This window comes from Paraburkholderia sp. (assembly GCF_035656215.1).
Classification (GTDB): domain Bacteria; phylum Pseudomonadota; class Gammaproteobacteria; order Burkholderiales; family Burkholderiaceae; genus Paraburkholderia.
Window position 1 is genome coordinate 1 of sequence record NZ_DASRSY010000467.1, and the last position, 13,447, is coordinate 13,447.

The 13,447-nt window shown below is 60.7% G+C and carries 9 protein-coding genes and 1 pseudogene; 5 read left to right on the forward strand and 5 right to left on the reverse strand.

The features are described from left to right. Positions 1-465 precede the first annotated feature (465 nt). Positions 466-2,784 (forward strand): PA14 domain-containing protein, encoded by a 2,319-nt coding sequence (locus tag VFE81_RS27470; RefSeq protein ID WP_325047587.1) that lies wholly within the window; start codon positions 466-468, stop codon positions 2,782-2,784. Positions 2,785-3,034: 250 nt separating this feature from the next. Continuing rightward, on the forward strand, positions 3,035-4,702 hold the full coding sequence (gene treA / locus VFE81_RS27475) for an alpha,alpha-trehalase TreA (RefSeq protein ID WP_325047588.1): 1,668 nt from the start codon (positions 3,035-3,037) through the stop codon (positions 4,700-4,702). Between the two features lie 82 nt (positions 4,703-4,784). On the opposite strand, the gene VFE81_RS27480 is transcribed toward treA, so the two are convergent. Then, complete coding sequence (locus VFE81_RS27480; RefSeq protein ID WP_325047589.1) at positions 4,785-6,761, reverse strand: glycoside hydrolase family 3 protein; 1,977 nt, start codon at positions 6,759-6,761, stop codon at positions 4,785-4,787. Between the two features lie 365 nt (positions 6,762-7,126). Here VFE81_RS27480 and VFE81_RS27485 point away from each other — a divergent pair, with 365 nt between their 5' ends. Together VFE81_RS27485 and VFE81_RS27490 are read left to right on the forward strand one after the other, a co-directional pair. After that, complete coding sequence (locus VFE81_RS27485; protein WP_325047590.1) at positions 7,127-8,170, forward strand: helix-turn-helix transcriptional regulator; 1,044 nt, start codon at positions 7,127-7,129, stop codon at positions 8,168-8,170. 1 nt (position 8,171) lies between these two features. Continuing rightward, positions 8,172-8,366: pseudogene (locus VFE81_RS27490) on the forward strand (alpha-ketoglutarate-dependent dioxygenase AlkB); the annotation flags it as partial. Positions 8,367-8,423: 57 nt separating this feature from the next. Here VFE81_RS27490 and VFE81_RS27495 read toward each other — a convergent pair. The 3 genes from VFE81_RS27495 to VFE81_RS27505 form a co-directional block, all read right to left on the reverse strand. Continuing rightward, entirely contained in the window at positions 8,424-9,107 is a 684-nt protein-coding gene (locus VFE81_RS27495; protein ID WP_325047592.1) for a type 1 glutamine amidotransferase domain-containing protein, read from the reverse strand. 189 nt (positions 9,108-9,296) lie between these two features. Beyond that, positions 9,297-9,932: a carbonic anhydrase gene (locus VFE81_RS27500; protein ID WP_325047593.1), complete on the reverse strand. Its 636-nt coding sequence runs from the start codon at positions 9,930-9,932 to the stop codon at positions 9,297-9,299. Positions 9,933-10,235: 303 nt separating this feature from the next. Next, positions 10,236-10,496: a DUF1488 domain-containing protein gene (locus tag VFE81_RS27505; RefSeq protein ID WP_325047596.1), complete on the reverse strand. Its 261-nt coding sequence runs from the start codon at positions 10,494-10,496 to the stop codon at positions 10,236-10,238. A gap of 235 nt (positions 10,497-10,731) precedes the next feature. On the opposite strand from VFE81_RS27505, the gene VFE81_RS27510 reads away from it, so the two are divergent. Further along, positions 10,732-12,225, forward strand: a complete 1,494-nt coding sequence (locus VFE81_RS27510; protein WP_325047594.1) for an MDR family MFS transporter — start codon at positions 10,732-10,734, stop codon at positions 12,223-12,225. Between the two features lie 113 nt (positions 12,226-12,338). Here VFE81_RS27510 and VFE81_RS27515 read toward each other — a convergent pair whose 3' ends face one another. Continuing rightward, the gene (locus VFE81_RS27515) at positions 12,339-13,256 is read right to left on the reverse strand and encodes a LysR family transcriptional regulator (protein WP_325047595.1); all 918 of its coding nucleotides are present in this window, start codon (positions 13,254-13,256) and stop codon (positions 12,339-12,341) included. Positions 13,257-13,447 lie beyond the last annotated feature (191 nt).

Sequence of the window (13,447 nt, forward strand, 5' to 3'; positions counted from 1 at the left end):
AAGCCAGCGCGACAGATTTCGCCAGAGCATCGACGAGCGCGAAGCAGAACATCGAAACCAGAATCAGCGCGACGCTGCGCAGCGGCACGGCGCCATTCCGGGTAGCGGTGATGGGCGGCATGAGTTTTCCTGAGAGCGCGCGAAGCAGCGCGTCGCTAGGGTTTCGCCCCGATGAAAGGGTGGCGTAATCGGAAAACGGATTATGCCTGCTGCCCATCACGCTATCGACTGGAAAAACCGCGCTCATCCATTCCGCATGGCGCCGGCACGCGTTCCGACTCCGGGCCTGGCTCCCTGCCATTCTTTTGCGCTATTTCGGGTAAGTACCGATACAGGTCTTGCCAACTAATAATATTATTCATAGCGATTTCCAAATCCATGAGGCTTAGACCAACTATCTACGGCCGTATGCAGATTTAATAATAATTATGACCTTCAATTAAGCGGGGACATCAGGAGATACAGGTGCGCAATTACTTTGTGCTGGCAGCGCTCGCCATGCTGGGCGCTTGCGGCGGCAACGACGGTTCGCCGGACGTGGCTGCGTCAGCGAACAAGCAGATCACGGCAGTCGATGCCTCAGCGGCAGCATCGGCGGCGTCGGCCGCCTCGGCCGCGGCCTCGGCGGACACCGCCAACGTTGAAGCCGAGTTCAGGGCCGCGAAGACTACCCCGCTGGGGATGAAAACGACGACACCGCCACTCGTGATCGCAGACCCCACCCTCAACCTTCCGCCCTACACGCCACCACCCCCGCCCACTCCGGTTTCCACCACGACCCTCAGCTTCGGCGACTTCACGAGTTACCTCGCGCCCGGATCGACACAAGGCTGGCAGCCCGGCACGAGCAGCTCGACCATCACGATTCCCCCGCCGGCAACCAACGGCACGGGCGCCGGCGACAAAACGGTTGCGCTTGCAAGCACGTATGCCACTGCGTCTTACGAAGCGGACGTGACGGTGAGCGCGCCCGTGGGCAGCGGTGCCGCGAATGCCGGCTTTATCGTCCGCACGACGAATCCCACTGCGGGCGGCCCCGATAGCCTGACCGGCTATTACATCGGCCTCGATACCGGCTCGCACGTGCTGCAGGTCGGCCGGGAAAACAACAACTGGACGAACTTCATCGCGTATCCGATGAGCACGATCGTGGGCGGCAGCACGCATCACCTGAAGGTCACGACGAGCGGCACGGCGATTACCGTCGACTTCGACCAGCAGCGCGTGCTCAGCATCAACGACGCCACCAACGCACTCCCCGCAGTCTTCCAGAAGGGCAGCTTCGGCTTGCGGCGATTCGGCGTTGGCGCCACCTTCAGCAACATCACGATCCACACGTATCCGACAGTCACGTCACCCACCTTCGATTTCTCCAAGGTTGTCGGTGCTGTCTACACGCCGTCTAACGCCGTGAACGCGATCGATTTCTGGGAGAACTACGACCCCGAGATCGTCAACCGTGAGCTGACCTACGCGCAAACGTACGGCATGAACACGATTGCCGTGTATCTGCACTACCTCGTATGGGCAAACGATCGCGTCGCATTCCTGAGCAAGTTCGAGAACCTGCTGAAGATCGCGGCGCGGCATGGCATCAAGGTCTCGCCGATCTTCTACGACGACTGCTGGAACCCGACGCCCGCCTATGGTCCGCAGCCTGCGCCGGTCTGGGGTGTGCATAACAGCCAATGGGTGCAGTCGCCGGGGACGCCGGTCGAACAGGCGTATTTCCAGCCGACCTCGACCAATGCGAGCATCACGTACAAGCAGAGTCTCGCGAGCTATATCACCGACTTCGTCGCGCCACACCGCAACGACCCGCGCATCATCTTCTGGGAGCCCATGAACGAACCGGGTTGCAGTGGCAACGGCTCGTTGCAGCAAACGCGCGCCGTGATGATGAACGATGCACGCATCGCGATTCTGAATGCGGGTGCGACGCAGCCGATCAATTCGCCGCAAGTGCAGGAGGACGAAGGCTCGTACTTCTCGGACTTCTATGCGTTGCACCCGTACGGCAACCCGTACACGGGTCCAGTGAACGGCAGCAATGTCAGCGCGTTGAATTCCGAAACGCTGCAACGTGGCTTCCCTGGCACGACGGGACAGACGATGCCGGGCATTGTGTCGAACTACGGCGGCACGACGGGCTTCGTCGTGTGGGAACTGATGATCGGCCGTACCAATACGCGCTTCCACTGGGGCCAGGTGCCGAGCGCGCCCGCCACTGTCGAACCGGCCACGCCCTTCCAGGGAACGATCTATCCGGACGGTCACCCGTGGCAGACGTCTGAGACTCAGGCTTTGACGGGAGGATTCAATGTGAAGCTGCCGGTGCTGCAGGTCGGCTACTACAACGATCCGACCTTCAACAGTGCGCCGGTCAAGACGTCGGTCACGCCGTTGATCGACTTCGACCTGAACACCGAGCGCGGCACCGACTCGCCTGATGCCTCCGCGGGTATCAACGCGACCGGCTATGGCGTGCGGTGGAGCGGTGCGATCCAGGCCGCTCAAACAGGGCTCTACACGTTCTCGATCAATAGCGATAACGTTGCGCGGCTCTGGATCAACGGGGTGAAGGTCATCAACAAGAAGACCTCGACGCTAGCCACCGTGAGCGGCACGACCTGGCTCTCGGCGAAGCAGCGCGCCTCGATCAAAGTCGAGTATGTGCATGGTACGGGTCCGGCAAGCATGCACCTGTCGTGGTCCAGCCCGGCGGCGCAGAACCCCGGCGCACTGCGGATCGTGCCGTCGGATTCGCTCGTGACGTCGAACTGAGGGAGCTTAGCGAAACTTACGAAACCTTACGAAACCTTAAGGAAATCTGATTAGCCAGTCGGCAGCGTAGACGCTGTCGGCTGGCAAGTTCAGCGCATGCCATCGGCGTGCGCCGTGCACCTCGGCGCATTCCCCGCGCATAATTTGAATCACCCTCCGTTTTATGCGATGCTACCTGCGCCCCAGCAATCATGAGAAGAAAAAGGGTGTGAGGCAGACCAGTCCTGTTGTCCATTCCTCAGGAGGAGACATGATTGTGTCATCGCAATTCCACAGCATCGGCCTTGCCCGTCGGCTGACATTTCCCCCGTTGGTGGGTGCTTCCAGTTTAAGAAAAGCAACCGCCGTTTCCAGCTTCGTCATCCTCACCAGTCTCATCGGTGTGTGTCACGCCGACACCCAGGTCGGCGGCATACTCCCTCCCGCTCCCGACAAGCTATACGGTGATCTGTTCGTGGCCGTGCAAACCGCGCAGATCTATCCGGATCAAAAGACTTTCGTCGACGCAACGCCGAACGCCGATCCTGCCGCGATCGTGCAACTGTACGAACAGCAGAAGAACAATCCCGGCTTTTCGCTAGCGAACTTCGTCAACCAGTACTTCACTCCGCCGAGCGAGCCTGTCATCACACCGCCCGCGAATCAGACGCTGCGCGAGCACATCAACTGGCTGTGGCCTGCCCTCACCCGCACCACGACGAGCGCGCCGGCGAACAGCTCGCTGATTCCGTTACCGAAGCCGTACGTGGTGCCGGGGGGCCGCTTCCGCGAGGGCTACTACTGGGACACGTATTTCACGATGCTGGGTCTGCAGGAATCGGGCCATGAAGATCTCGTCGACAACATGCTCGACAACTTCGCGTATGAAATCGATACGTTCGGCCACATTCCAAACGGCAATCGAACCTACTATCTGGACCGCTCCCAACCGCCGTTCTTCTCATACATGGTGGCGCTGGCGGCGAAGCTCGAGGGCCGTAGCGTCTATCAGAAGTATTTGCCGGCCTTGCGCAAGGAGTATGCCTACTGGATGCAAGGGGAAGCCACGACGCAACCTGGCCAGGCGACGCGCAACGTGGTTGTGATGCCGGATCGAACGGTCCTCAACCGCTACTGGGACGAACTCGATACGCCGCGTGACGAATCGTATCTGGAGGACATACAGACTGCGCAGCAGGCCACCGGCCGCAATCCGAACGAGGTCTACCGCGAATTGCGGGCGACCGCCGAGAGCGGCTGGGATTTCAGCTCCCGCTGGTTCGGCGACAACATGACACTCGCGACGGTGCGCACCACGTCGATTATCCCGGTCGATCTGAACAGTCTCATGTTCCACCTTGAAATCACCATCGCGAAAGGCTGCGGCGAGACGCGCGATTTCCGTTGTGTCGGCGAGTTCGCCGAGCGTGCCGCGAAACGGGCGCTCGGTATCAACCGGTACTTGTGGAATGCCAACGGCTACTACGGCGATTACGACTGGCAGCTCGCGAAACCGCGCGACAACAAGACCGCGGCGATGGTGTTTCCGTTGTGGGTCGGCGCGGCGTGGCCGGATCGCGCGCAAAAGACGGCCCATCAGGTGCAGTCCATCCTGCTGCAACCGGGCGGCCTTGCGACAACCACCTACAACACCACGCAGCAATGGGATGCACCGAACGGCTGGGCGCCGTTGCACTGGGTCGCGATCGAAGGCCTGAAGCGCTATGGCCAGGATGCGCTCGCGCAGCAGATCGGCACGCGCTTTCTGGGTGACGTGAAAGGCGTTTATGCGTCGGAGAAGAGGCTGGTCGAAAAGTACGTGGTTGAAGGCGCAGGCACCGGTGGTGGCGGCGGTGGCGAGTATCCGCTGCAGGACGGCTTTGGATGGACCAACGGCGTGACGCTCAAACTACTCGATCTGTATAGCCCGGGCGAGTGAGCATGCCGTGAAGTGCATCTGGATGACGCGAGACGCACACGTCAGCATCAAATGACGTGTGCGTCTCGCTTCAGCGCGCGCCTCAATACGTCAGGCCATATCCGAACGGATACAACGGATGCGCGGTATCGTGCGGCACGTCTTCCAGTTGCGCGGCCACCTCCGCCATCGACGAAGGCAACTCGAACGGCAGTTTCCCTTGCGGTTGGCCTTTGCCGGTCAACACGTCGAATAGCGCTGCATCGCTTGCGCCGAAATTAGCAAGCATGGCGGTTGCTTTATCCTGGACGTTAGTGAGAATCGCCGGGCGGTCCATGTACACCGACACGATCGACTTCGGCGCGTTAGCGGCCTGCTTGATCGCCTCATAGTCCTTGTTGCCGTCGACGAACGCCAGACTGCCTTCATGCTGCATCAAGCCGAACACGTAGTTCGGATGCAGCGTCTCGTACGGCGTGCTCACGCGCAGGATCGCGACGTCTGCGGCTTGCGGCGTATCGACAACCTGGTAGCCATATTGCCGCGCGACGGCCGGATCGATACCGTACAGCCAGACTTTCTTCCCCGCCGCCGTCATCGGCAGCAGCTTGCCGTTGTTTTGCAGCAGCACCATGGAACGGCGTTGCGCATCGAGCGCTTGCGCCTGGAAATCCGCGTTGCCCACGACCGTGCTCGCCTGGTTCGCATCGACATAAGGATGATCGAACAACCCTTGCTGGAATTTCTGCAAGAGGATCCGGTACGCCGAATCATTGAGGCGCGCTTCCGTCAATTGCCCCTGATTCACGGCCTGAATCAGAAAGCTCGGATCGTCTTCGCCGCCGAACTGGTCGACGCCGGCGTTGACTGCTCTCACGAAACGCTGCAGACGGGTCGCGGTTTCCATGCCCCACGGCATGCCGAGCCCGACAAACGAGGGCGCACCGGAGGACGCGCCGTTCATGCAGTTGGCGTCGCAGTCCGAGGCAATTAGCCAATCCGACACAATCACGCCTTTGAAGCCGTACTTGCCGCGCAGCAGATCGGTCAGCAGCGGTTTGTCATAGGCGGCGCCGACCTGTTCCAGGGCAATGCCGTCGATGCTCACGGGTCCGTCCGGCTCGGAATAAGTCGGCATCACGGAACCGACGTTAGCGGCGAAAGCACCTTCGAATGGCTTCAGGTGATAGGCGAAATTGTTGCCTGGATAAGTCGCATAGCGGCCATAGTAGTTATGGCTGTCGAAACCGGATTTCTGCGCGCCATAACCGGCCCAATGCTTGACCACCGCAATCACGCTATTCGCCTGGATGCCATTGCTGCCGCCCTGAAAGCCCTCGATATAGGCCTGCACCTGCGACTTCGTCAAATCCGCATCTTCGCCGAAAGTGCCGTTGATGCGAGCCCAACGCGGCTCAGTGGCCAGATCGGCCTGCGGCGAGAGCGCCACGGTAATGCCGACTGCGCGATACTCCTGGCGCGCGATGTCGCCGAACTTGCGGGTCAGGTTCGCGTCGCCGATCGCGGCGAAACCGAGCGTTTCGGGCCACTTCGAAAAGCCGCTGTCGCCTGCGCTCGCGCCCAGCACGTATTGAAAGTGATTGCGCGGGTCCGAGCTGATCGACACCGGAATACCGAGCCGCGATTGTTCCGCCAGGGTCTGAATCTGGTTGTACTGGCTGGCCATCGTGTTGGCATCGCCGCTCATGCGCGTAATGAACGTGCTGATACTGCGGTCGTTGATTTGCGTCTTCAATGCGGCCATGTCGTAGGCCGTGCCGGTGCCTGCGCCCGTCGTATCGTTCAACACAGGCGCGGTGCCGTGCATCATAAGGCCGGCTTTTTCGGCGAGCGTCAGCCGGCTCACCAGATCGCGCGCGCGTACGTCGGCGCTTAGACGCCAGTCTTCGTAGGGCTCGAGCTGACCGCTCCTGTTCATGTCCTTGAACTTGAGGCCGTCTTTAGAAATGAGGTTGAGCGTCGTATAACCGAAGTCCTTCTGCGCGACGGGTGCATCGAGTTTGTCGTTGTTTCCGCAAGCGACGAGGCCTAGCGCGAGCGCGGCACTGGACGCCGTCAATGCCGATCTGCGAACAACAGGCCCTGAAAAAATGTGCATCAATGTCTCCTGGGATTTGATTCGTTTTGCCCACTTTTGAACGGCCAGACAAACAGCCGTGCGTCACTCTACCGACCCAGTCCGGTAGCCGTTTTACTGCGGGGTGCAGGTTTTATCTTCGCGGAGCACGACGCGTGATGCGACGCATCAAAGCCCTTCGAATTCCGCCTGGCGCATGCTCCCTGAATCGCCCTGCTCTTTGGAAAGCCGCATGGCGCCACGCTCTGCGGGCAATTGGCAAGTAGTGGCAATTCCTGATGGCGCCGGCGAAAACGTCTGCGCATCATTCTGTAAGGAATGTTTTCGTAAACTACATGTCATCCAGAATGCAGGCGCGCTTTAGCGGCAACAGCCGAACTGTCTCCAATCGTATTGCTGTTTTTGCCATGGATGCGGCTGAGCGTGCCGGTGTATCGCCGCAGCTTTTCACTGCCCGCACCGGCATCAGCACGCAGGATCTGATCGATAAAAACGGCCGCATCGATGGTGTGCGGCATCGGCGCGTCGTGGAGTTGATGGCGGCTGTGGGCTCGCCTTCCCGGGCGATCCCGGACGGCCCACAGACTTTTTTCCCGGATTTCGCGGTTCTGGGCAACCTGTGCCTCAATGCACGCACGCTGCGTGAAGCTATTGAGTCATTTCACACGTATCGCCCGCTCATCGGCGAGTTCGATTTTCTCTGCTACAAGGAGACGACTGAGTTCGCCCGGTTCGACTACATTGCCGAATTCGCCCCAGCCGACGGTTTTCAGGCGCTCGCCAACTTTCAGGTGCTTGCCAGCCTGATCCGCACTTACGACATGGCGCGACGCACCGTGTTTCAGGTTTCATTAATGGGCCGCACATTGCCCAGATCGCGGGATTCCAGTGAGTTCTTCGGCGCCGAAGTCCGGTATGGCGCCGATGCGAATCGGCTGCAGTTCGCCGCGGCACTACTGGACGTGCCGTTCCCACAGTACAACGGCACGCTGGCGCCGTTTCTGCAACAGCAGGCTCAACAGGAACTGCTGCGAATCAAGCGAGGCCATCTGTTCTCGAACAGCGTCGAGAACCTGATTGGCGAAATCATCATCGACACGTCCGACGAGCGGCATACGTCGTCCTCATTGCTCGCGCAAATATGCGAGCGGCTCAATACCTCACGGTGGACGCTACGCCGCCAGTTGCAGGCGGAGGGCCTGCATTTCACCGAACTCGAATCCCGTGTCAAGTTCAAGGAAGCATGCCGATTGCTGAGCGAAACCCGCCTGAGTCTTGCGCACATCAGCGAACAACTCGGCTTCTCGTCGCAGAGTGCTTTCACGCGGTTCTTTCGTACCCGGCATGAGATCCCGCCACTGGCATTTCGCCGTCGCGCGCAGTTGGGATAACTCGCTCGGCGTGAGCCGCCGCATGTCGATCCGGCCGAAGGCGGGTTCGGGCCGGATCGTGCATGTGGAACTGGAGCCACGCAGCTGCATCGTCATGAGCTATGCCTCGCAGTTCACGCATGAGCACGGCATCCCGAAGGTGGCCGGTGTCACCGGGCCGCGTATCAGCCTCGCGTTTCACTGCTTTTCCGGCTGAGGCTGCTTCTGATCAGGTCATCCCACCTTCACATCGCATATTCATTGCACCGTTCTCTCAGGCCACGCCGAGTTTCGCGAGCAACGCTTTGGCCGCTGCTTCCGACGACGCGGGATTCTGCCCCGTAATGAGATTGCCCGCGACCACCACATGCGACTGCCAATCAGGCCCCTTCGAATACCTGGCGCCGTTCTTCTTCAACATGTCTTCGACGAGGAAAGGCACGACGTCCGTGAGCCCAACTGCCGCTTCTTCGGAATTGGCAAAGCCAGTCACTGGTTTATCGCGCACGAGTGGCGTCTCGTCCGGCCCCTTTGCATGACGTAGTACACCCGGCGCATGGCATACCGCGCCGACGGGTTTTCCGGCGGCGTAGAGCGCTTCGATCAGGGCAATGGAATGTGGGTCCTCGGCGAGATCCCACAGCGGTCCGTGACCGCCAGGATAAAACACTGCGTCATAGCCCGCGGCCGACACGGTGGAAAGCTTCGCGGTATTCGCCAACGCGGCTTGCGCATCCGTATCCTTGCTGAACCGCCGGGTTGCGTCGGTCTGCGCGTCGGGGTCGTCGCTCTTCGGGTCGAGCGGCGGCTGGCCGCCTTTGGGCGAAGCGAGCGTCACCTCGACGCCGGCATCCTTGAATACATAGTACGGTGCGGCAAACTCTTCGAGCCAGAAACCGGTTTTCCGGCCTGTATTGCCGAGCTGGTCATGTGAAGTCAGTACCACCAGAATCTTCATGGCAACCTCGCGAGCGGGTTCAGTGCGCGTTGCACCAGGCTATCGAGCGGTGTCGTCGGCGCGTGTTGCAACACATCGTCGAGCGGTGTCGTCGGCTCCAGGCGCTCTGGCAGTATAGGTGGCTATCCGGAACGCCGAAGAGGTTTTGCGGTTTTACCGCGCCCGCTTTTCGCGTCCGGCCGTGCACGGCTACACAACACAAATGTCAGGGTTGTCCGTCAACGGCAAAAACTGCTCTGTGCGTCCATCGAACGCCAGCATCGTGCCGCTTTCGATATTGAAAATCCAGCCGTGCAATCGCAGTGTTTTGTTCGCGAGGCCCACGGCCACCGACGGATGAGTACGAATGTTCGCGAGTTGAGCCATCACGTTATCTTTGACCAGGGCGTCGAGACGCTCTGCATCTGATGCATAAGTTCGCGACGCGTTGATCGCTTTGGCCGCGTCAGCATGACGGAGCCAACCCGCCACGGCCGGCAGATGATCGAGGTTCTTGCACGTGCAGATCGCCGTCATCGCCCCGCAATTGGAGTGACCGCAAATCACGATATCCCGTACGCCCAGTACCGCCACCGCGTATTCGACGGTGGCCGATACGCCGCCCGGCTCCGGGCCGTAAGACGGCACGATGTTGCCCGCGTTGCGGATCACGAACAGCGCGCCGGGCTCCACCTGTGTCAGCAACTCGGGAACAACACGGCTATCCGAGCAGGTCACGAACAGCGTGCGCGGACTTTGCGAAATCGACAAACGTTTGAACAATGCGCTCTGTTGCGGGAAGACTTCGCGTTGAAAGCGGATGAATCCTTCTATGATTTCCTGCACGACGTTCTCCGGATAATCAAAGCCTCAGCCTGCGGCAAGCTGAGGCGTGTCTGTGATCGGTACGCGCGACTATACCGTGGCCGCGATCGCTTCGCGGTCGAGCACGTCGGCGCTCCGTCCAGATAGGGCGATCGACCGGATCTTCTTCCATTGATGAAGACGATGAAGGTGCTGTAGGGCGGCCGCTCACGTGCCGATGCATCGCCTCGACGTACACGTCCGCGCAGGGGACAGCTATCGAAGAAGGCCCGGCGTCCAGAAACCGGACCTGGCTCCAATGTCAGGAATTAGGCCGCTAGTGCCTCAATTGAAATCCCCGGTTTCGAGCTCCACGGACTGTCCCCCGTTTTTCTCGAGAACCCGCCGCGTTGCATTTTCAATCTGCGCGCGATTTGCCTCGAAAGTACCGACCAGATTGTGGGCCGATGGCCCGCCGTTGCCGAAATGGTCGTTCAGCGCGTCCAGCGACACGCTGCACCAGACGTCAGCCCCATCGATATTCGCTTCAAAGGCTACGCGCGCCGCTGCCACCACTTCACGGCGTCCGGTGAATTCGATCCGCATAATGACCCTCCATTTGTCGAAAGTAAAATTGAGCGCGCAAAGGCTGTGCCAAGCTGCTTTTACGCCGCTTCGGCCCCGCTTCGGCTTCGCCATATCGGCTTGCGCTCAGCGCACATTCTCCGCAAGGTGCATACTTGAGACCGGCCGCCTTCGGGCGGCCGCGCTTATGCGTCGCGGCGTGCATGTCACCTGTCACACCGTCAGACGCCTCCAACATACTAATACTACCCGCCCCATGTCCCGCAGCCCGCAATCGTCGCGTCCTTTAGTCATTGCCGCAGTCATGGCCTCGATGGCGATGGTCGCCATCGAAGCCACCATCGTTTCCACCGCCATGCCGCAGATCGTCGCTCAACTCGGCGATCTGCATCTGTATAGCTGGGTCTTTTCGTCGTTCCTGCTGACGCAAACCGCGATGACCGTGGTCTTCGGCAAGCTCACCGATCTGTATGGACGCAAGCCGGTCATGCTCGTCGGCATCGCAATCTTTCTGCTCGGCTCGGTGCTGGCCGGCTTCGCCTGGTCGATGCCCGCGATGATCGCGTTCCGCCTGATTCAGGGCATCGGCGCGGGCGCGATCCAGCCGGCCACGCTGACCATCGTCGCCGATCTCTACCCGGCGCGCGAACGCGGCAAGGTGCAAGGCTATCTTGCCAGCGTGTGGGCCATTTCAGCGGTAGTCGGGCCGATGGTGGGCGGCTTCATCATTCACAACCTGTCGTGGGCGTGGATCTTCTGGATGAACGTGCCGATCGGCCTTGCGTCCGCGGCCGGCTTTATCGCGTTCCTGCGCGAATCGGAGCGGCATGCGCGTCCGTCGATCGACTTCGCGGGCGCGGCGCTGTTCATGGCGGCGATCGCGGCCCTGATGATGGCGCTGACTTACGCAGGCGACGAGGACATCGCCAAGGCATCGCTCGCGGGCGGTGCGTTCATGGTGTGCCTGGTGTTGTTCGTGTTTCAGGAGCGCCGCGCGGCTGAGCCGATGATCTCGTTCGCGCTCTGGAGCCACCGGCCGATCGCCGCGTGCAATGCCGCAACCGTGCTGTCCGGCATGATCCTGATGGGCGCCACGACCTTTCTGCCGATGTATGTTCAGGGTGTGCTGCATCGCTCGCCCGTGGTCGCCGGTCTTGCGCTCACCATGATGATGGTCGGCTGGCCGGTGGGTGCGACGCTCGCGGCGAAAACATTTCACCGCCTCGGCTTGCGGCGCATTCTGATCGGCGGCAGCGCGTTCGTGCCGATCGGCGCGGTATTGCTGCTGTTCCTGCAGCCCGGCGGCTCGCCGCTCGTCGCGGCCTTCGGTTCACTGATCATGGGCTTCGGCATGGGCACGTCGAGCGTCAGTTCGCTGGTGCTGATCCAGGAAATCGTCAAGATGGACGAACGCGGCAGCGCCACCGCATCGAATCTCTTTTCACGCAATCTCGGCAGCACACTCGGCGCGACGCTGTTCGGCGCGGTGCTCAACTTCGGGCTCAGTCACTCGAAGGGCGTCGCCGCGGTCACCTCGGATCAACTGAAAGCGCTGCTGCAGAATCAGGCGGCGAGTCTCGCCGACAGCGACATGGTCCGCATGGTGTTGCATCAGTCGCTGCATCTGACTTTCATCTCGATCTTTGCGATTGCGATTTTTGTGGTCGTGCTGCTGGGCTTCGTGCCGCCGATCAATATCGGACCGGCGAAGACGATACCGCTTGAAGCGTTCTCACCGCTCGAAGACTGAACTTCGCTACGAGCCGCCCGCGGGCAACGCGGCCGCGAAAAAGTCGAGCGCCCGTTGGGCCGAACCGGCGCTGAGCCGGGACCCCATCGCGATGCCCAGGCTCTGGCTTAGTCCTAAGCCGCGAGCAGTTCGATTCCATCTAACTGCGCCGCGCACGTATCGCGCACGATCCTGACGAAATCGTCGAAGTAAGGCCGGCTCGCGAAGCCTTTTGCGGCCACCGCATAAAGCTCGCTCCACAAGCCCTGGGTGCCGACGCGTTTGGCCAGCACGTAGTCGTGGTCGACGTAGTTTTTCACGCCCCAGTTCGGCAACGCCGCGATCCCCCGGCGGCTTGCCACCAGTTGCATGATCGCAATGGTCAACTCCGCCGTACGTCGCTCGAGCTTGATACCGGCCGGTTCGAGCACTTCGCGAATCAGATCGATACGCGCTTCGGGCACGGGATAGGTAATCAGTGTCTCGTCGCGAAGATCGTCCGACACCACGCGCCGTTTATTTCGCAGCCGGTGTTCGTTGGCCATCACCACCAGAATTTCGAAGCGAAATAGCGGCGCGATATGCAGGCTGCGCTTGGTGGCGGGCTTCGAACCGATCACCACATCCGCCTTGCCGTCGCTCAACAGGCGCAACGGGTCCGCATGAAAACCCGCGACCAGATCGACTTCGACTTCGGGCCAGCGCCGGCGGAACTCGTCCATCACCGGCATCAGCCAATCGAAACACGTATGGCATTCCAGCACGATGCGCAATTCGCCGCGCGTGTCGCCTTTCAGCCGCACGAGATCGCGCTCCGCCGCGCTCACCGCTGCAATCGTCTCGCGCCCGAGCGCCAATAGCCGCTCGCCCGCCGCAGTAAAACGCAAACCCTGCTTGGTGCGTTCGAATAGCGAGACCTCGTAATGCGCCTCGATATCGCGGATCTGATGCGACAGCGCGGACTGGCTCAGATGAACGCGTTCGGCAGCCGCCACCAGTTTGCCTGAATCGGCAATGGCGATCAGCGAACGCAAGTGGCGAAGCTCAAGCATCTCGCGGCTCCGTTCTGGAAGATTCTGTTCGGATATGAATTTGGCTCATACATTGGTGAAAACATGTCGCTTGATGAATCATAGCGCGACTTCCACACTGAGCGCCAATTCATACAAAGCACAAAAGGAATTCGCATGGCCCGCACGCACATCCCCGGCTTTCCGCGCATCGGCGCGCAACGCGAACTGAA

Coding starts and splice junctions, on each gene's coding strand:
- treA (WP_325047588.1), top strand. CDS start 3,035: ATGATTGTGTCATCGCAATTCCACAGCATCGGCCTTGCCCGTCGGCTG.
- VFE81_RS27485 (WP_325047590.1), top strand. CDS start 7,127: ATGCAGGCGCGCTTTAGCGGCAACAGCCGAACTGTCTCCAATCGTATT.
- VFE81_RS27495 (WP_325047592.1), bottom strand. CDS start 9,107: ATGAAGATTCTGGTGGTACTGACTTCACATGACCAGCTCGGCAATACA.
- VFE81_RS27505 (WP_325047596.1), bottom strand. CDS start 10,496: ATGCGGATCGAATTCACCGGACGCCGTGAAGTGGTGGCAGCGGCGCGC.
- VFE81_RS27510 (WP_325047594.1), top strand. CDS start 10,732: ATGTCCCGCAGCCCGCAATCGTCGCGTCCTTTAGTCATTGCCGCAGTC.
- VFE81_RS27515 (WP_325047595.1), bottom strand. CDS start 13,256: ATGCTTGAGCTTCGCCACTTGCGTTCGCTGATCGCCATTGCCGATTCA.